Origin of the sequence: Bifidobacterium tissieri (assembly GCF_002259645.1) — a bacterium.
Lineage (GTDB): Bacteria > Actinomycetota > Actinomycetes > Actinomycetales > Bifidobacteriaceae > Galliscardovia > Galliscardovia tissieri.
The window spans coordinates 1-19,155 of the sequence record NZ_MWWV01000016.1 but is presented as its reverse complement, the minus strand read 5'-3'; the positions used below and the strand labels follow the sequence as shown (position 1 = coordinate 19,155).

Genomic DNA, 19,155 nt, shown 5'->3' with positions numbered 1-19,155 from the left:
ACATGGTTATACCCAGACGTCCGGTTTGACCCAGACTTATGGGACCGGATTTCCCCAGACCCGTGTCCCGATTCACCCAAACCCCAATTCGATACGTCCGGTTTGACCCAGACCTAGGTCCGATGAGTTCCGATTACCCCGGATTCCGGTCCCGATGTCACAGCACACGGGTTTCATTGCAAGTGGAGGTGCAGCATGGCACAGAATGAATACGATGAGCAGAATGGCCGTACCCGCGCCGACGCGGCATGGAGCCGAATGTTGGCGGGCAATCGTCGTTTCGCCGAAAGCAAGGCGGAACATCCATGGCAGGATCGCGAAACCCGCGAATCGTTGATCGACGAGCAGACGCCCGACGCGGCGGTGCTGTCGTGCTCTGACTCCCGGGTGCCGCCGGAGATCATCTTCGACGAGGGACTGGGCGATCTGTTCACCATCCGTACTGCCGGTGAGGTTGTGGACGAGGCCGTTCTTGAATCATTGGAATACGCAGTGCAGCATCTGCGCGTCAGTCTGATCGTGGTGATGGGTCATCAGAACTGCGGCGCGGTGGCCGCCGCCATGAAGGTGTTATCCGGCGACGAGAACACGGAGGACGAAGGATTCCGATCGATTCTCATGCGCGAGGTGGGCGCATCGGTACGCCTGGCCTTGGATTCCGATCTGGACACCGCCGAGGATGTGGAACGCATCCATGTGGCGCAGACGCTGGAGGCACTGGTCACCGATTCGGCCGTGATCCGCAACGCCGTGCATTCGGGCGAAGTGTCGCTTGTCGGTGCCCGCTACAAGATGGACGACGGCAAGGTGGAGGTACTGTCGTTCTGATCATTCCCCGTGTGGAGGAACAGACGGGGATGATAAGCCGATCCGTTCCTCCACCATGGCAGTGGCAAAGGGATCAACCCCTGCTGGTGGGGGCTTCCATTAGTGTGGAATCATGTCACTTGGTTTGAATATCCTGCTGATTTTCGTCTTTCTGGTCATCGGTGCCGTATTCGCAGGCACCGAGCTGGCTCTGGTAAGCTTGCGCGGCTCTCAGATCGAACAGATGGAACAGGAGGATGCCCGTGGTGCCCGCGTGGCAAAGATCGCCCGCGATCCGAACACGTTCCTGTCCACCGTGCAGATCGGCGTCACACTGTCCGGCTTCCTGTCCGCATCGTTCGGCGCATCGTCCATCGCACCGTTCCTGATCCCACTGGTCGAAAGCTGGGGCGTGCCGACGTTCGTGGCCAATCCACTCATCACCATCGGCCTGACGCTCATCATCTCCTACTGCTCGATCGTGATCTCGGAAATGGTGCCCAAGCGCATCGCCATGCAGAAGACCGAAGAGATCGCACGCGCCGTCGTGCCCGCGATCGACGTGTTCGCCACGATCTGTCGACCGATCATCTGGCTGATCGGCAAGAACACGAATGGCATCGTACGACTGCTTGGTTTTGATCCGAACGAAACCGAAACCGAAGTGTCCGATGATGAGCTGCGCGTACTCGTGTCGTCGAACACAAACCTGAGCAAGGACGAGCGCGTGATTCTCGACGACGTATTCGACGCATCCGAAACGATCGTCGCCGAGGTGATGCGTCCACGCGCCGACGTCGTGTTCATCGACGGCGATATGCCGCTCGACAAGGCGGCCGACTTCGTGCACGACATGCCGTACTCCCGTTATCCGGTGATCGGCAAGGACTTCGACGACGTACTCGGCTTCGTGCATGTGCGTGACCTGCTCGACGTACGTAACAAGCAGGCGCAAACCGTGGCCGACGTGACACGCGAAGGCATCTCACTGCCCGGCACGTCGAAACTGCTGCCCAGCCTGTCTCTGCTGCGCAAGCGCGGCATCCATCTGGCCATCGTGATCGACGAATACGGCGGCACCGACGGCATCGTGACACTGGAAGACATGACCGAGGAACTCGTGGGCGACATCCGTGACGAATACGATCTGCCCGAGGAGGCCGGCGGCAAGAAGCCTGGATCGGCATTCATTGGTGGCGTGGCACGCATCGACGGCGGCATGACGATCGAGGACTTCGACGAACTCACCGGCATCGAACTTGAGGACGGCCCGTACGAGACCGTGGCCGGATACTTCCTCGCCAAGACCGGCGAAATGGGCAAGGTCGGGGCCGTACTGCATTCCGACGACGGCTACGACATGGTCATCACCGAGGTGGACGGCAGGCGTATTCAGACGATCGAGGTGCGGAAGCGTGACGGCAATAGTACCGCCGGCACTGGTAGCGGCATCGGCAACATTGGGCGCGACGACAACGCTGGGCGGGTCGACAACGGTACCGATGATCATGAGAACGACGATCGCAATGATGACGGGCGCGACGAACGTTCGTGATGCCCGTAGTGCTCAGACTGCGGTAAAAGCACTCGTCGGCACAGCACGACTCGCCCCCGATATGCCGTGAGTATCGCTCACATCATTGCAATATCGCGGCGGATCGTTTCTTCGCTGAGCGTTGAACGATTTACCGACCGCACGTATCTAGAATTGAAGTACCATTCCATCCGTCCAACACAAGGAGGAATATCATGACGCTTCCGTTCACTGTCCCCGGCCTGAGCGAAGAACAGGCCGAGAAGTCCATCGCCATTCTGCAGAACCGTCTCAGCCAAGAGCAGGAGGCCGCGCTGGTCCTCAAGCACGCCCACTGGAACGTGACCGGCCCGAACTTCATCGCCGTGCACGAGATGCTCGACCCGCAGGTCGACGTGGTGCTCGCCCAGGCCGATGAGACCGCCGAGCGCATCGCTACGCTGGGTGGTTCGCCCGACGGCACGCCTGACGCGATCGTGCGCAACCGCTCGTGGAAGAGTCTGGATCTCAAGGGCCGCGCATCCACCGAGGAGTACATCAAGGCGCTCATCGACTACTACGACGTGTTCATCACCGACGACCGTAAGGCCATCGCCGAACTCGACGAACTGGACGTGGTCAGCTCCAACATCATTCAGGACCATGTGCAGGCGCTGGAGCTGTTCCAGTGGTTCCTGCGCAGCCACATCGCGTAGTTACGCAACCACAATCGCGTAGCTGATCGTCTGATCCGCTTGGATTCCGATCGGATTAGACGATTATGTGCAATGGACCCGCAGCGGGCGTCGTTTCGCTGCGGGTCCATTGTGTAAACCTCACTGACCCGCACTCAGGCGGGCTCCATACTGCGGGTCTGCAACTCGAACGTGATAAACCCACATTTCACCGGCTTCTTCGCTGCGGGTCTGTAATGCAGACGCGACGAACCCGCAGTACAGAGTCGGTTCCAATGCGGGTTCGTTGCAGATGATTGTTGAACCCGCACATAACCAACCGCACGGATTCCCGATGCCAACTACGATCCGGCCTCGTTGCGGAGTGGCACGCGCTCGAGTTCGTCACACCAGCTGGTTGAGCTCCCGACGCAGACGCCGCCATTCGGGCAGATATGCGGTCATACGCCGACGAAATCCCTCGCCGTGGTTACGTTCCCACAGATGCGTGAGTTCGTGCACGAGCACGTATTCCAGATATCGTTCCGGCAGATACGCCAGCTCCAGATTGAGACGGATTCGCCCGGTGGCAGGAGTACACGATCCCCATCGTGACGTCATTGCCCGCAACGAGATGTTCGTCGGTGATTTGCCGATGATCGGCGTCCATTTCCGTAACAGTTCCGGCAGACGCGCGTTGATGATCCGCTTTGCCTGAGTTTTGCGGGCCGTGGTCCACGGTTGTCCGAACGACGGACGTGCGGGAGTGGGCGTATTCGTTCCGGATTCGCTGCCGTTCGCGTTACGGCCATCCGCGCCCGGCGCACCGTCCACGGCGTTGAATCGCGCTGCATGATCGAGAATCCGCTTCCGGGACGTCATGATCCACGTCCGACGAGAGCGCACGAATTCCTCGATGCGTCTATGACTTGTCCGCACCGGCGCGGTGATCTCGATACGACCGTCCGGCGGCTTGATACGCAGATACATGTTCTTCACCGCCTTGCGCGAGACCTGTATACGGAGATCATCCATTTCCAGGATCTCCACCGCCAGCGTTCTTTTCCCGGCCATGTTCCTCCCTCCGCAACACGTATACTCCACGACTCCACGACGACCGATCTGCTCGCCCCCGACACCGATAGCGGTGGTTCATCACCACCATCATGCATTATGCGCTGTGCATCATGCCCAAACGACAAAATCCGCATGAATTCGCGTACCTCCGCGCGGCTTGAAACCGCCCAAAACCCGCATAAAATAAGGCGACACGCCGATATTAGACAGAACAGGAACCCATCGCTATAGTAATTGCTTGTGCGATTTCGAGATTGCACATGGATCGGGCCCGTAGCTCAGGTGGTTAGAGCGCATCCCTGATAAGGATGAGGTCGGAGGTTCAAGTCCTCCCGGGCCCACACAGAGAAGACAGCGGCTTTTCGAGCCGCTTTTTTTCTCTCAAAACTGGGGCATTGGCGCAGCTGGTAGCGCATCTGCTTTGCAAGCAGAGGGTCGCCGGTTCGAACCCGGCATGCTCCACTATTCAAAACCCTTGGAATTGCAACGATTCCGAGGGTTTTTGTTCTTGCATTTTCTGCTTACTTTCATCTCATTTCAGCAATTTTCGACAGGTCTTATGGCACGCAGAGTGCACAAGATAGTGGGGTTATATGTGTGCGTCTGGTGGTCTAGTCGTTGGCGGGCCATTCGGTCCGGGTGGGAGCCTGACATCTGCCCCATGCCGCCGTATCGTAAAGCGCCGGCGTCGCCTTCAACCGGCATCGGCATATATACGATTCTCGACCGTTGCCACTGTAACCGGGGAAATGCTCATCGGACGCACGTGCATGTCGAACAAGCACCGAGGAGAAGCCTCCATACTCATATGACGCACGCATGTGTCCGATGAGTATGGAGGACGGGACAGGATGCCCATCGGACGCACGCATACGGCAAACAAGCACCAGGGAAGACGCCCCGTGCTCATCGGACGCACGCCTATGTCGAACAGGCATCGGATGGCTACGGATCGTAGTCCTCAATGTGTGTCCGGGAGTGGATGCCTATTCGCCCCCACGAAAAACCGCACAACCGTTGTCCCGCAAGACCTCACGGCCTGTTCCAGACACACATTCCGGCCCTATGACCCGTCAGCGGAGAAGACCTCAGCGGGAAACCAGATCGCGTTTGTTGAAGATGATGTAGGTGGCGGTGAAGCCCGCGATCACGATCAGCGCGGCCAAGACAGCGAACGGCACCGGCACATGGCCGTTGATCACCTCGTCCGGCGTGACGTAGCGGAACGGGGACAGAATCCTGGCCACGACCGAGGCGTCGTGATCGGCGAACATGTCGTACACGACACCAGCGCCATAGGCCACGATCACCGAACCATTGCCCACGGCCGCGCCGCGCGACGGCACGGAACTCGCCAGCGATGCGCACGCGCCGATCGCGCCGAACACCAGCATCATCACGAACAGCCACAGCGAGAACCGCCAGATCACTGCGACACCGTCGTCAAGCCCATGCTCAGCCCCGGCGGAACCATCGCCCAACATCGGCAGACACGCCAACGACGACACCAGATTCACCGCGGCGAACACGATCGCATCGATCAACGCGGCCACGAACTTCGCCGTCAGAATCCGCGATCGGGACACGGGACGGACGAACAGAAACTCGTATGTGCCGTCCACCATCTCCCGCAGCACCGCATTGCGCGCGAGCGCCACCGCATATACTGCCGCCATAATGCCGACGTAGAACTCGAGCACCGCGTAGTATCCGGCGAACGTGGACATGTCCAGTCCGGAAATGCCCATGACGGCGAGCGCGACTTTCGGGAATGCTTCGGTGAGCTGGCGTATGGCTTCGGTGTCGCCGGCGGCTATGCCTTCGAATTTCATCATGCCGGCGATATTGAACAGTATGATCGTCAGGCTCCACACCAGCAGGGGTTTGATGTTGGCCCGCAGCTCGCGGATAATCATCGCGATCATGGTGGTGAGTCCGGTGGCGCTGGCACTGACGCTGGCACCAGCACCAGCGGTATTGGAAGTGTTGACGGTATTGGTGGCCATGTCGATCACAACCCTTCCACGTCGCCGCGCGCGTATGCGATGGCGCTTGCCGTCAGACAGGCCAGAGCCACCACCGCCGCGAGGATCAGATATCCGGCTTCGTAGTGGCCGTGGTTCATCGCCTCGTCGATGTTGAACCATGTGAACGGGGCCACGATGCGGTATGCGTCTTCGCCGGTCATTTCCGGCAGTGAGACCAGCATGAACGCGAGCACGCCGTACGCCGTGGCGATGCCGGACACGCTACGGATTCGTCGGAGCAGCACCGCGGTCAGCGCGCCGAAGGACAGAAAGACGATACCTACGCCGAACAGCGATGCGGCGGCAAGCAACAGGCGGGGGAGCGGAATGGCGGTTGCGGTGGGATCGTCGCGGTACCGGTCGTAGGAGAACGCCACGGTGAGGAGGAAGGCCGCGCCCGCACCGGCGATCAGCGTGCATCCTGCCGCGAGCTTGGACAGATACAGGCTGATTCTGGACGTTGGCATAACGAAGAGGAAATCAATGGTTTTCGATCGTTTCTCACGGCCGAATATGGCCAGTCCCCATGCGCAGGACATGATGGCCATGATCAGCATGAAGTACAGCGAACTGAATCGGTAGAATCCGCCGAAGGAGAATATGTTGTCGTTCACGCCGAACAATGCGGCGAACTGCGGCGGGAATCCGTCGATCACTTTCTCGACGTCCGCTTTGGAATCCCGGTAGATCGGATAGGCACCGACGAGGAACAGCAGCGCCGTGCCGATCAGTATGACCGTACCGGCGAGGAAGACGCGCAGCTGGGATTTCAGTTCGAATCCGTAGACGTTGACGTTCATCGTGCCGTCGCCTTCGATTGGGCGGAATCCGACTGCACGGAAGCGGAGCCTGATTCCGGTGTCTGGTAATAGTGCATGAACACTTCCTCCAGCGTCGGTTCGGCGATCTCCACGTCCGTGAGGGTCATGCCGGCGAGCGCGGATATCAGCGTATTGCAGTCGCCTTCGTACAGCAGCGACGCCGTGGAGAGCCTGTCGGCGGTGTGTTTGGCAACGTTACGTCCGGCAACGTCGCGCCCGGCGACATCATGATCGGTGCCATCACGATCGTCGATATCATGCCCATCGATGCTGAGCGAACGGACGCCGGGAACGGTGAGGAATGCATGCGTGACTTCCTCGATATCGGTTCTGAGGAATTCCACCGTTACGCGCTTGACCGCGGATCGCCGCAGATCGGCCACCGACTGCGTGGCGATAATGCGACCCTCGCGGATGATGGCCACGCGATCGCAGATGCGCTGCACTTCGGACAGGATGTGCGAGGAGAACAGTATCGTCGCTCCTCGGCTGCGTTCCTCGAGCATGAGATCGAAGAAGACGCGTTGCACCAGCGGGTCGAGTCCGCTGGTGGGTTCGTCGAGGATGATGAGGCTGGGCGAGTGCATGAGCCCTTGCACGATGCCGACTTTTTTGCGGTTGCCGAGCGACATGTCCTCGACCTTCTGGTCGAGGTTCAGATTGAGTTTCGCCGCAAGTTCGCGGATGCGTGCCGTGCAGTCGACGCGGTAGAAGCTCGCTGCGTAGGACAGCAGATCGCGGGCGCGCATGCCGTCGTAGTAGAACACTTCGCTGGGTAGGTATCCGACCTGTTGCAGAATGCGGGTGCGGTCTTTTTCGCAATCCCAGCCGAAGATGGATGCTTCGCCGCTGGTCTTGTGGATCAGTCCCAGCAGCGTGCGGATGGTGGTGGATTTGCCGGCGCCGTTGGGGCCGATGAATCCGAAGATCTCGCCCGGCAGCACCGTCAGGTTCACGTCTTCGATGCCGCGTGCCTTGCCGTAGCGTTTGGTCAGGTGGCTGGTGGAGATCGCCGGTGCTTGAAGACCGGATGATTTCGATGTGGGGGACAGGCCCGGCTGAGACGACCGGGCCGGCGTGCCGTTCGGCGTTCCGCCGGACGTTCCGCCAGCCACGGCATCGGTTGTTGTTGCGTCGTCGCGTATCGCGGTCATCATGCTCTCCCCGGATGCGGATGCCCCGTACCCCATCCGGGAACATGATAAATACGTCATGCTCTGGCTGTCATATCGTCCTTACGGTATCCATATGCCAGTCAGGGCACCGATAAAGCCATTACGCAGGAATGACGATGTTCGCCACGGTCATGGCGATCAGGCCCAGCACTGCGGTCGTGGCCAGACACAGGCCTGCCAGACGGGCGTTGCCGAGCACACGGTCGGTGAACAGCGTGGAGAACACGCCCACCGGTGCGAAGCACACGAAGATCACGGCCTTGCGGATCTCGGGATCCACCGGCAGGATGAACCAGGCCGCCACGGAGAAGATGAACGCGAACGCCCACCTCCATGCGACCACGGTCGCCACCGACTTGACCTCCTTGGTGCCGTGCGGCAGATCCATGAGCATGCCCACCATGAACATGGAGCAGAATGCGTTGGCGTTCGAAAGCGGCTGCAGCACCGTGCCCACCCAGTGGGGGATGCTGAATCCCACGACCATGAACAGCAGCATGAGCATGTAGGTCATGAATGCGGCGGAGGAGTAGAAGTTGCGGGCGATGCGGCGGAAGTTCGCCCACCGCTGCAGGCGTCGGGCATCCTTGTCCATGATCTTGCGCGGCGGACGCGGGCCGAGTGGCTGGGACTGCTCCTCCGGCGTGAGCGGCTGCGTGTCGTCGATGCGCAGCAGCTGCGTGGTCACCGCGTTCATACCGGCCGACATCATCACGGAATTACCGATATCGAACATGATCACGGCGATGGCGGGACCGGGGCCCATCAACGCCAATACCACCGGCAGCGCGAAGCAACCGATGTTGTAGCCCGATCCGTTGAGCATGTAGAACGCGCGATTGCCCAGCGGGGTTTTGCCAGTGACCGCGTAGATGGTGAGGATCGGGATGACGGATGCGCAGAAGCCGAACAGCGCCACCCACAGCAGTCGCATATCGTGCTCGTTGTTGATGAACGACGCCACCACCGCGGCCGGCAGCAGCAGGTTGAACACGATCTTCTGCATGACCTTGTAGTCGTCGGATTTCACCCAGCCGATGCGTTTGAACGCATATCCGAGCAGGATGATGCATAGAAACACCACCGGCTCAACGATCTTCTCCATAGCGCCTCCCACGGCCTGCGCACAGTTCGCCGTTCTCGTGTCGTCTGCTGTTTTCGTTGTCTGCGTCTGTGGACGGCATCCCGTCGCCCGTGATCTTCCCGGTCTTTCGCCACAATTGCGAACTCGACAGGCAGCATCCAGACAGTAATACGGTATACCGATACACCACCGGACGCATATCGGTAACCACTTTTTTCCATAATCGGAGACGCCGCCGCGCATGACATACATGGCATGGTCACGGATTCATCCGCGCGACACACGCCGCATGACACACGCAGCGCGCCGTTTCATACGACATCACATAATCGCCACGTTTTGCCCAGAAAAGTCCAAGGATTTGACATCCTTGCCCCAAGAGTCATGCGGTTATATAAGAACTGTCAACGGAAACAACCGCTGATCAGGTTCCACTCGGAACCCGATAACTGAACCCTTCTTCTCTCTTCCTCTCTCTACCCCGGCGCCCAACCCGCCGGGGTTCTCTTTTTCACCGGGCTCGAATTCCGGATTCAATCATTGCGCTGGAACGCTCGACATGTCTATCCCGCCATCCCGCACACCTACCCCGCCTATTCCGCGTTCGGTAGGCAGATATCACCTCATGCTGAGGTCAAATCACACCTCACTGGGCAGGTACGGGAATAGCTCGACCGCGTACCCCATTGAAGCTGAATGGGGTTTGCCGCAAAAGCTCCCTTACAACAACCTAGCGAAACGTAGTTAGATGTTCGCAAAGCCAGAAATCAACCCAGCGAAGCGTAGTTAGCTCGTATATGCCCCGAGATAAGCCCATCGGGATAGGCAACGCCCATTACCGATGCGCACGCACGCGGACCTCGCGGACGCGCTGCAAGGCGCCATGCGCAGTGCCGGCACCTTGACCGCGCACGCCGAACACGGCGATCAACACCATGCCCACGCACAACAGACCGCTGATGCGCAGTACCCACTGGATGCCGAAGATGCTGGATGCGATGGCGACGTCCGCTCCACCACCAAGGGCGGCCTTGCGGGCGGCGGCCATGGTCTCCATAAGGATGACCAGCACCGGGGCACCCATGGCACCGGCGATCTGACGCGCGGTGTTCGTCACGGATGATCCGGCCGACACGTCCTCCGGGTCCAGACAATTGAGCGACCACGTGGTCACGGGCATGAGCACAAAGCCCATGCCGATCTGACGGGTGAACTGGCAGATCGACACCCACCAGATCCACGAATGCATGGAGATCAGACTCATGGCGAATGTGCCAAGCGTCAGGATCACGCTACCGCTGATCACAACGGGCCGGGCACCGAACCGGTCGAGCGCCTTGCCGCCGAAGAACTGCGTGATGGCCATGCCGATCGCGCCGGGCATCATGATCAGACCACTGAGCGTGGCCGAATATCCGCGATCGTTCTGGATATACAGCGGCATGATCACCATGATCGAGCTGAATGCGAAGAACGCGATCGACGCGATGATGGTGCCGACCATGAACCCACGGTTCGTCAGCACCCGCAGATTGAGCAGCGGCTTGTCACGACGCAACTGTCGGGTAACGAACCAGATGATGCCAAACACGCCGATCGTCATGGGCAGCCAGGTCATCGGATGGGTGATGGGGAAGGATTCGATGTTCGTGAAGCCGAACATGAGCCCGCCAAATCCGAAGATCGACAGCATCACCGAGAAGAAGTCGGCCTTGACCGACGGGTCATGCGCGCCGAAGTTATGCAGCCATACCACCGACGCGATTAGGCACAGTACGCCGACCACGGTGAGGGTGAGGAAGATGGAACGCCAACCGCCCATATCGGTCTGCCAGCCGCCCAACGTGGGGCCGAGCGCCGGTGCCACGCTCATCGCCAGGCCCACGGTACCCATTGCCATGCCTCGCCGAGACAGCGGGTAGATGGAGAACACGGTGATCTGCAGCACCGGCCACATCACACCGGTACCAATGGCCTCGAGCATGCGGCCCACCAGCAGCAGAATGAACGATGGCGCAACCCAGGCGAGCGCGGATCCGATCGTGAACACGAGCATCGAGGTAATGACGATCTGTCGCGTGGAGAATCGCTTGGTCATGAATGCGGTGAGCGGCACCATCACGCCCATGACGAGCTGGAACACCGAGGTGAGCCATTGCCCGGTGGTCACGCTCACGTGGAATTCGGTGACGATCGACGGCAGTGCGGAACTGAGCTGGAGCTGCGTGAAGTTGCCGACGAACGTGATGAAGGTGAGGATCGCGAGTGATACGAACGCGGTATGGGTGAGATGCCCGTCGCGATAGGATTCCTCGCCGGTAAGGGTTCGTGAGACGTTGGAGTTCCGGCTCCCTCGCGGATTCGATCCCTTGCCGTTCTCACGGTCCTTGCCGTTCTCACCGACCTTCACCGCCAGGCATTGCACATGATTGTCGTTGCCGCCCTGGCAATCTTTTGTATGACGTTGTTCCGTGGTCCGTTCGTTGTGTTCATCTGCCTGTTCATCACGTTCGTCAATGTCCATCGATGCCATATCTCACCCGTTTCCACTCAGCCTCAGTCCATCGCCGTACGGTGTACGGCGATATCCGTTGCCGTCACACGATGCGGGCATAGTGTCGGGGGTTGGATTGGATGGTGTTCGTCAGTGCCCTCGTGCCATTGTCGCGTACGGATCGGTTGCGTCGGTCACCTGTTTGACCGACGCAAGTACTCTACTCCTGTTCGGGACAAACACCCCGTTCGTTTCCGATTGTATCCGTCAGCGAACAATATCGGGCAATGCCGAACAATGGGCGGGCAGCGGCTTCCGCAAACTCACACGCGCTGGATGCGCACGGCCATATACTGTCTGCCGCCGAGGTCGGCGCGCACGGTGCCGGTGTAGGTGCCGGGCATGCGCTCGACGGTCATGTTCCACGTGTCGATCACGTCGACCGTGTACTCGCCGCCTGCGGGCAGATCGAATTCGCGGTAGAGCTGCTGATACCAGCCGAAGTACACGAGCTGCCAGTCGGTGCCGGCACGCAGTACGGGCACATCCCAGAACTTCATGGCCTTTTCCATCGCGCCGTTGAGCGGCTGCGAGGCATCGACCGGATTCACGCTCCACACAGCGGACGGATCGGTGTTGGCGCCGAGCGGACTCGCGGCACGCGGTGCGGCTTCGAAAACACGCCTCATGAACGCGATGCGCTCGGGGGCTTCACCATGCAGTTTGCCGCCATGCGCCCACCAGATCTGGTCGCCTTTATCAATGAACGTCTCACCATGTGTCACGGTTCCGCAACGCATGAGTCCTTCCCAGTAGCGGCGCATGAGTTCGGTGGCGGGCAGGCTGCCCCAGCCCCAGTAGATATTGCCCTCGTAGCCGGGTTCGTCGCACACCACGGGCTTGCCGTAGGCTTCGCGCCAGTCGGCAATGCATTCGGTGGTGCGGGTGACGTCCACGCGCTGGATCGAGCAGTGCGTACACCACGGTTCGTTGTAGTCGTAGACGGTCACGCAGTTGTGGATCGAACGCAGATGGTCGAACGCGTCGTTGGTCATGACCACACGCGCGTATGTCCGCCAGTCCTCGAGGGATTTCTGCGGCATGAGATCGTATTCGTTGGCGAGCGACCACCATACATTGCGATACGCGCTGTAGCGTCGGGCCATGTAGGTGAGATAACGGATGTCGTCCTCGCGGCTCATCTTGGAAAAGCCCCACTGTTCCTTGTCGTACGGATGCAGCAGGATGATGTCTGCTTCGATGCCGAGCGCGCACAACTGCCCGATACGACGATCGAGGTTGGCGAACAGTTTCTCGTTGAAGCGCGTGTGGTCGAAGCCGTGGTCCATGTCGCCTTCGTAGGCGAACACGTCGGGGTCGGCGTTGTTGAAGTCGTAGAACTTGGGGAATACGCACATGCGGATCTTGTTGAACGGGGCCGCGGCGAGCGTGGCGACGGTTTCGTCCTGCACGCCCTGGCTCTGGCTGGTCCACGCATAGCAGGTGGTGCCGAAGGGCAGGTATCGGGTGCCGTCCTCGTAGCTGAACTGGAATCTGAGCTCGTCGCCGGCCGGATCGGCTTCGGATATGCCGGCGCGGTGCGCGTCGGTGGCGCGCAGCACGCGACCGTGGTTGTTGTCGCCGGCCGGATCGGCGATGAGTTTGCCGGTGATGGCATTCAACGCGGAATCGGTGGAGTGGGTGACGTACCTCCATTCGCCTTCCTCGATCGGCATGAATCGGATGGAATACCGACCGTTGCCTCGATAGAATCCGCCGACGGCGACGGTTTCGCCGGTGGTCGCGCTGATAAAGTCGGCGGTGAGTTCCACGTCGACGTATGGATTGCCGTCGGATGTTCCGTCGAGGTTGATTTCAAACAGACCGTAGCGTTCGACGTGTGGAGTGTCTGCTACGTCGGCGTTGGACTGCGGGCTGACATGTACGACGGGGATCGGGTCGACGATGGTTGCTGCAGTGACTGTGGCCTTGGCTTCGGTTGCTGCGGTCATGGTGTCCTCCTGATGTTTGGACGGCGATCGATGCCGACGTGCTTCGATGGACGTCGGATGGAGTCAAGTCTTGGCCCGATCAGCCGGGAACCCAAGGGTGAGTAAGGCTCGTTGACGTGATGGGCATAACGTAAGTCGTTTGACGAAACCGGAACGTTCTTCGCCGAACGACTTAAGTTACTACTTGGTAACTTAGTATGGGTTGCTGGTTTTGTCCAGTCGACGCGCCGGGGAGCGGGAGTGCTGGGTGTGTGTGTGGGCGGGGCCGCGGGTGGATCGGTATGCCGTTCCCGATACGCTCCGGGCCGCTCAGGCCGAGTCCTTACGATCGGGAACGGCATACCGATCCACCCGCTAAGCACACTAGGGAATATACCTAGCACTCATGGGCCGCATAGAGGGCAAAAAGGGACGAAGGCAAGAAGAAAGAATTCAACCAAGCTGCTCAGGCCGAGTCTCTATGACCTGGAACAGCAGGTTGTTGCATTTCATCAGGTTGGCGTTTCGGGTTTCATTACTGATCATCTAAGCTTCGGCTCGAGGTGGTTCACGTGCTCCTGTTCTGGGTATGACCGGACTCTTATTCTGGGTATAACCGGCTGCTCTGGGTATAACCGGGTAGGTTATAGGAAGAAAAGAAGGTGCTGGTGACCCGGTTATACCCAGAGCCAGTCCTCATGACCCGGTTATACCCAGATTCTTGTCCGGCTCGACCCAGAACGCAGGTGATGGCAGTGCGACTCGGGCGGGGACAGGGCTTTCGCAGGTGGGTTGGTATGCCGTTCCCGATACGCTCCGGGCCGCTCAGGCCGAGTCTTTACGATCGGGAACGGCATACCAACCCACCCGCTAGGCACACTAGGGAATACACCCAGCACGCAAAGGCCGCATAGAGGGCAGGGTGACGGAACGGGCGGAGGTGGAGGGATGGGTGTGGATCGACTGTATCAGCGGAGGTGATTTGATATGCTTTGCAATCAAATCGCAGGAGCGAGGCCAAACGGCCCGAGTGTGTCGATCCATACCCATCCCTCCACCCCAAGCCCAAGCACCTACCTGCACCTGCAACCGCCCCATCCCGACAATCTGGGTCAAACCGGACAAGGTTCCGGGTCAAACAAGGTCATGACGGTCGGCTCTGGGTAAAACCATGTCACCAGCGACCCCTTTTCCGCCCCTAACCTACCCGGTTATACCCAGATCAACCGTTTGCGTCAGAACGGGAAGGTGAGAGTGTGGTGGCCGGAGGGGAGATCCCGAGGTTCGGACCCGATCTCCACGGAGGCCGTGGTTCCCACCGGCACGTCGATTTCCACGGTCATCACGCGACCGGTGCCAGACAAACCGGCATCACCGTCGCTCACACTCCACGAGCAGGCGGCCAGGCCGTATGGCGTCATGTGGGATGTGGAGGCGTGGGTGATACCGCCACCGGGCATGGGGGCCACACGGAACCGCTTCCAGCCCGGCTCGACCGGCTCAAGTCCGCCAATCCTCGCATGCAGCCAGTGCGCCACCGAACCGAGCGCGTAATGGTTGAACGATGTCATGCCTCCGGGGTTCACCGTGCCGTCGGGCATCATCGAATCCCAGCGTTCCCATGTGGTGGTGGCACCCATCTTCACCTGATACAGCCAGCTCGGGCATTCGGTGGACAACAACAGCGCATACGCTTCGTCGTCATGCCCGGTACGGCTCAGCGCGGGCAACACATACGGCGTGCCGGCGAAGCCAGTCGCCACTTTGCCACCGGATTCGCGCACCAGCTGCGCCAGACGGTCGCCGGCCGCCGTCCGCAACGTATCATCGTCGTCAAGCAAGCCGAGCGCAATGGCGAGCGCGTACGCACACTGGGTGTCGGATGTCATGATGCCGTTCTCGCCGACATATCGTCCGATGAATCCGCCGCGTACATGATCGTACAGTTCACCGAATCGAATGGCGTCGGCAGGTTCACCCAGTACGCGAGCCACGTCGGCGGCGATCCGGCAGCTTTGCGCGAAGAACGCGGTGGCGACGAGTTCCTTTTCGGTCATGGCGAGCATGGGGTTGTCCGGCGGGGCGGCCGGGTCGAGCCAGTCTCCGAGCTGACCGATGGCGAATTCCGGTCGTCGATCCCACACTCCGTCGTCGGACAGGTATCCGGCGACCTCGTCGATCCACGCGGTCATCAGCGGATAGGTGCGGCGCAACGCGTCCGTGTCGCCGCCGTCCATGTAGAGCGCCCATGGCACGGTGGCCGCGGCGTCGCCCCAGATGGCGATGGCCGCGCTCTGCGCCCATACGCCGAGCGGTACGAACGGCACGTAGAACGGTATGGTGCCATATCGCAACTGTTCTCCGCGCACGTCTTCGAGCCAGTTGGCGAGGAAGCTTTGCGTGTCGTACAGGTAGGTTGCGGTGGGCGCGAACAGGGAGATGTCACCGGTCCAGCCCATGCGTTCGTCGCGCTGCGGGCAGTCCATGGGAATGGAGACGAAGTTGGATCGCATGGACCATACGGCGTTTTCGTGCAGTCGGTTGATCATCGGGTCGGAGCATTCGAACCATCCGGCGCGTTCCATGTCCGTGTGGTAGACGCGGCAGTCGATGTCGTCGGCGGTGAGTTCGCCTTTGTATCCTTCGATGCTGGCGTAGCGGAATCCGTGCATGGCGAAGCGCGGCTCCCACCAGGCGTCGGTGCCGTTGGATGTGTAGACGTCACACTGCTGTCCGCGACGCAGGGTGCGGGTGGCGAGCGATCCGTCGGGGTTGAGAACCTCCACGTGGCGCATGGTGACGACGTCGCCGGAGTCGAGTCCACGCATGTGAACGCGCATGCGCTGCGAGCAGTTCTGTCCGAAGTCGATCAGCCAGCTGCCGTCGTCCCGTTTGGTGATCGATACGGGTTCGTCGCGTTCGATGGGCGACACAGGCGGCAGTTCGGCGTTGACGAGTTTGGCGGTGTCGTAGTGGACTTCGGCGACGTGCTTCCATGAGGAATCGTCGAAGCCGGGCATGGACCAGCCGGGTTGTTCGAGTCGGGCGTCGTACCGTTCGCCTTCGTAGAGGTCTGAGCAGACGATCGGGCCGGGCGTGACCTTCCATGCGCGATCCCATGAGTTGGAGAGGATGCGTTCGGTGCCGCCGTCGGGGTAGACGAGGTCGATCTGCGCGGCCACGCCGATCTTGTCACCGTAGAAGTTGACCCATCCGCCGTCGAATCCGAGACGGCCACGCCACCAGCCGTCGCCCAGCCAGAAGCCGAGTGCGTTCGCGCCGGCGACGAGTCGGTCGGTGATGTCGAAGGTCCAGCAGTCCAGACGATCGGAGTAGACGGTCCAGCCTGGTAGCAGTGCATCGTCGGCGATGCGGACGCCGTTGATTTCCGCTTCGACCATGCCGAGTGCGGTGAGTGTGAGTCGGGCGGCAACGGGCTTGTCACGCAAAGTGATTTCCGCACGAACGAGTGGCAGATGACGGTGATCGGTTTCCGGCTCCGCCCAGGACGGTCCTACAAAGTCGGCGAAATGATCGAAGTTCTCGAGTAGCGCGGTTTCGAATCGCAGCGGCTCGGATACGGGGGAGAGCGGTTCACCGGATCGGCTTACGAGTCGCACGGTGGCGACCGCGGATTCAAAGGACGCGAGCGCGGGAAACGGCCATGCGCACAGGACGTTGTCATCAGCGGGAACGCGCGTCTCCTGTACGACAGGTTCGACCGCGCCCAACGTACGGCGTTCCACGTGAAACACGATTTCCGAGTCGGCCGGCGGCACGGTCTCGTAGTCCCATGACAGACGTGGAGCACCGGTCGGCAGACCGATCGTATCGCCATGGAAATGTTCGACGCGCAGTTGGGAAATCGCCTGTCCGGCCGGGGATATCAAGGATTCGGATTCGTTCGTCATGTCTCATCACTCCTTTGTGCACCACGACGGAATCGTCGTGATCCGTGCATGATCGGGTCGTCCGACTCGCAATCACACACGTCGGTATTGCGTATACGTCTATCCGTTTATCCGCACGATCACAGTCAGCAGAACATGACGATGACGACAACCAACGTCGACATGACGTATCCCGGCACAACTGGTCGCGGATCAGCGGATTATGGGGGAGCAATGAAGTTGAGACCCACTATAACTGTCACCGAATCGACGACACGCCGGACCATCAACGGATCAGCGGTAGCCGTCCCAGACGGGGGAAGGGAACAGGTAGTCGGCGTAGCGCTGCCATTCCGCGGGATAATCGATCTCCGGATTGGCAAGCCAGCGACCTTCCAGGCCATACATGGCCGCGTATGCCAGCATGTAGACCAGATGGCCGTCCACACCGTCGGGCACCAGCCAGTCGGTGCTGTAGTAGCCGTCGGAGATGTCTTGCGTGCGGTGAACAAAGTAGTCATGTGCGGGATGACCGGGATACATGGATTCCGTGTTGAGCATTTCGAACAGACGCACCAGTTCCGGCTGTTTCGAGTTCTGTTCGACCGTGACCCGCATCATTTCGGGAATGCGCGGACGATCGCCTTCACGAGGCCCGCCGGGTTTGAACTGCGCCAGATACTGGTTCGCCGCCCCGGTGTGGTCGTAGTAGCGCTGCAGCACCAGCATGAGCAGGTTCTGCTTGTTGAGGATTCGATGGATCACCGCGGTCTGCGAGACGCCTATTTCACTGGCCACATCCTGCAGTGAGAAGCCGTTGTAGCCTTTTTCGCCGATGAGGCGCACAGCCACGTCAAGGATCTGTTCGAGCCTGTCCTCGGCGCTCATGCGCTGGGTTCCCTTTGCTCCTGCCATCTGCCCCACCTTCCTCTGCCGTTCCGAACCGCACGTCCGCAACCGAGCACTTATGGTACCCGAGACCCACCATGAGCATCGCACACAACCGAACGCAACCGCACATTTTCACAATTAGGGGGTGGTGACGTTTTGTTGGACTTCGTTGTCTGAATGGTCGTTCAGAACGATATCACATGTGTTCAGGCGACGAGCCCGAGCTGGATGCGCTTGTCCATGATGCTCATCCCGTATTCGAGTTTGATGCGCTTGTCCCGGTACCAGACCATGTACTCGTCCAGCATCGCAATGAACTCGTCGATCGTGACGCCCTGGAAGCTCCTCTTGTGGAAGAACTCCTGCTTGAGCCGGCCGAAGAACCCCTCGGCGGCGGCGTTGTCCGGGCTGCAGCCCCTCGCGCTCATCGACCTCGTCAATCCATGATCCGTGCAGATGCGAATCCATTCGGGCCACCGGTAGTGGCATCCCCGGTCGGAGTGGATGACGGGCGTCTGACCGGGTTTGAGCGTGGCGCACGCGTCCTCGAGCATCCCATTGGCCAGCGCGGCGTTGGGGCTGGTGCCGATCGTCCACGCGACCGGCATGCCGTCGTAGCAGTCGATCACCGGCGACAGGTACACCTTGCCCGCGGGGATCGAGAACTCGGTGATGTCGGTGACCCACAGCTCATTCGGATTCGCGGCGTGG

The 19,155-nt window shown here is 60.2% G+C and carries 13 protein-coding genes and 2 tRNA genes; 5 read left to right on the top strand and 10 right to left on the bottom strand.

What is annotated here, in order from left to right:
* Positions 1–195: 195 nt before the first annotated feature.
* From BTIS_RS09510 to BTIS_RS09500, 3 genes are all read left to right on the top strand, one after another.
* Positions 196–828 (top strand): carbonic anhydrase, encoded by a 633-nt coding sequence (locus BTIS_RS09510; RefSeq protein ID WP_094664891.1) that lies wholly within the window; start codon positions 196–198, stop codon positions 826–828.
* A gap of 112 nt (positions 829–940) precedes the next feature.
* A complete protein-coding gene (locus BTIS_RS09505; RefSeq protein ID WP_094664889.1) occupies positions 941–2,362 on the top strand; it encodes a hemolysin family protein in 1,422 nt (473 codons plus the stop codon).
* A 194-nt stretch (positions 2,363–2,556) separates the two neighbouring features.
* Positions 2,557–3,036 carry a Dps family protein gene (locus BTIS_RS09500; protein ID WP_094664887.1) on the top strand — a complete coding sequence of 160 codons (480 nt, stop codon included), beginning with the start codon at positions 2,557–2,559 and terminating at the stop codon, positions 3,034–3,036.
* Between the two features lie 363 nt (positions 3,037–3,399).
* Here BTIS_RS09500 and BTIS_RS09495 read toward each other — a convergent pair whose 3' ends face one another.
* The gene (locus BTIS_RS09495) at positions 3,400–4,068 is read right to left on the bottom strand and encodes a M48 family metallopeptidase (protein WP_245819402.1); all 669 of its coding nucleotides are present in this window, start codon (positions 4,066–4,068) and stop codon (positions 3,400–3,402) included.
* A gap of 270 nt (positions 4,069–4,338) precedes the next feature.
* Between BTIS_RS09495 and BTIS_RS09490 the strand changes: the two genes are divergently transcribed.
* Both BTIS_RS09490 and BTIS_RS09485 read left to right on the top strand, forming a co-directional pair.
* Positions 4,339–4,412 (top strand) — tRNA-Ile (locus tag BTIS_RS09490).
* Positions 4,413–4,460: 48 nt separating this feature from the next.
* Positions 4,461–4,533 (top strand) — tRNA-Ala (locus BTIS_RS09485).
* 626 nt (positions 4,534–5,159) lie between these two features.
* Here BTIS_RS09485 and BTIS_RS09480 read toward each other — a convergent pair.
* The 9 genes from BTIS_RS09480 to BTIS_RS09440 form a co-directional block, all read right to left on the bottom strand.
* On the bottom strand, positions 5,160–6,077 hold the full coding sequence (locus BTIS_RS09480; protein WP_158216888.1) for an ABC transporter permease subunit: 918 nt from the start codon (positions 6,075–6,077) through the stop codon (positions 5,160–5,162).
* A gap of 5 nt (positions 6,078–6,082) precedes the next feature.
* On the bottom strand, positions 6,083–6,898 hold the full coding sequence (locus BTIS_RS09475; RefSeq protein WP_094664883.1) for an ABC transporter permease: 816 nt from the start codon (positions 6,896–6,898) through the stop codon (positions 6,083–6,085).
* Complete coding sequence (locus BTIS_RS09470) at positions 6,895–8,076, bottom strand: ABC transporter ATP-binding protein (protein WP_245819401.1); 1,182 nt, start codon at positions 8,074–8,076, stop codon at positions 6,895–6,897. The genes BTIS_RS09475 and BTIS_RS09470 overlap by 4 nt, the downstream gene beginning before the upstream one ends.
* A gap of 118 nt (positions 8,077–8,194) precedes the next feature.
* Positions 8,195–9,199, bottom strand: a complete 1,005-nt coding sequence (locus BTIS_RS09465) for an AEC family transporter (protein WP_094664881.1) — start codon at positions 9,197–9,199, stop codon at positions 8,195–8,197.
* An 814-nt stretch (positions 9,200–10,013) separates the two neighbouring features.
* Positions 10,014–11,711, bottom strand: coding sequence for an MDR family MFS transporter (locus tag BTIS_RS09460; RefSeq protein ID WP_245819400.1), 1,698 nt, complete (start codon positions 11,709–11,711; stop codon positions 10,014–10,016).
* Positions 11,712–11,995: 284 nt separating this feature from the next.
* Complete coding sequence (locus BTIS_RS09455; protein ID WP_094664879.1) at positions 11,996–13,684, bottom strand: DUF5605 domain-containing protein; 1,689 nt, start codon at positions 13,682–13,684, stop codon at positions 11,996–11,998.
* 1,214 nt (positions 13,685–14,898) lie between these two features.
* Positions 14,899–17,574: an alpha-L-rhamnosidase gene (locus BTIS_RS09450; RefSeq protein ID WP_094664877.1), complete on the bottom strand. Its 2,676-nt coding sequence runs from the start codon at positions 17,572–17,574 to the stop codon at positions 14,899–14,901.
* 273 nt (positions 17,575–17,847) lie between these two features.
* Complete coding sequence (locus BTIS_RS09445) at positions 17,848–18,468, bottom strand: TetR/AcrR family transcriptional regulator (protein WP_094664875.1); 621 nt, start codon at positions 18,466–18,468, stop codon at positions 17,848–17,850.
* Between the two features lie 182 nt (positions 18,469–18,650).
* Positions 18,651–19,155: IS3 family transposase (locus BTIS_RS09440; RefSeq protein ID WP_143248930.1), on the bottom strand; the 505-nt coding region annotated here is incomplete at its 5' end.

What these genes read in the sequence shown, in the direction of transcription:
- BTIS_RS09445 (WP_094664875.1), bottom strand. Translation starts at nt 18,468, where the DNA reads ATGGCAGGAGCAAAGGGAACCCAGCGCATGAGCGCCGAGGACAGGCTC.
- BTIS_RS09470 (WP_245819401.1), bottom strand. Translation starts at nt 8,076, where the DNA reads ATGATGACCGCGATACGCGACGACGCAACAACAACCGATGCCGTGGCT.
- BTIS_RS09510 (WP_094664891.1), top strand. Translation starts at nt 196, where the DNA reads ATGGCACAGAATGAATACGATGAGCAGAATGGCCGTACCCGCGCCGAC.
- BTIS_RS09505 (WP_094664889.1), top strand. Translation starts at nt 941, where the DNA reads ATGTCACTTGGTTTGAATATCCTGCTGATTTTCGTCTTTCTGGTCATC.
- BTIS_RS09450 (WP_094664877.1), bottom strand. Translation starts at nt 17,574, where the DNA reads ATGACGAACGAATCCGAATCCTTGATATCCCCGGCCGGACAGGCGATT.
- BTIS_RS09475 (WP_094664883.1), bottom strand. Translation starts at nt 6,898, where the DNA reads ATGAACGTCAACGTCTACGGATTCGAACTGAAATCCCAGCTGCGCGTC.
- BTIS_RS09465 (WP_094664881.1), bottom strand. Translation starts at nt 9,199, where the DNA reads ATGGAGAAGATCGTTGAGCCGGTGGTGTTTCTATGCATCATCCTGCTC.
- BTIS_RS09495 (WP_245819402.1), bottom strand. Translation starts at nt 4,068, where the DNA reads ATGGCCGGGAAAAGAACGCTGGCGGTGGAGATCCTGGAAATGGATGAT.
- BTIS_RS09480 (WP_158216888.1), bottom strand. Translation starts at nt 6,077, where the DNA reads ATGGCCACCAATACCGTCAACACTTCCAATACCGCTGGTGCTGGTGCC.
- BTIS_RS09460 (WP_245819400.1), bottom strand. Translation starts at nt 11,711, where the DNA reads ATGGCATCGATGGACATTGACGAACGTGATGAACAGGCAGATGAACAC.
- BTIS_RS09500 (WP_094664887.1), top strand. Translation starts at nt 2,557, where the DNA reads ATGACGCTTCCGTTCACTGTCCCCGGCCTGAGCGAAGAACAGGCCGAG.
- BTIS_RS09455 (WP_094664879.1), bottom strand. Translation starts at nt 13,684, where the DNA reads ATGACCGCAGCAACCGAAGCCAAGGCCACAGTCACTGCAGCAACCATC.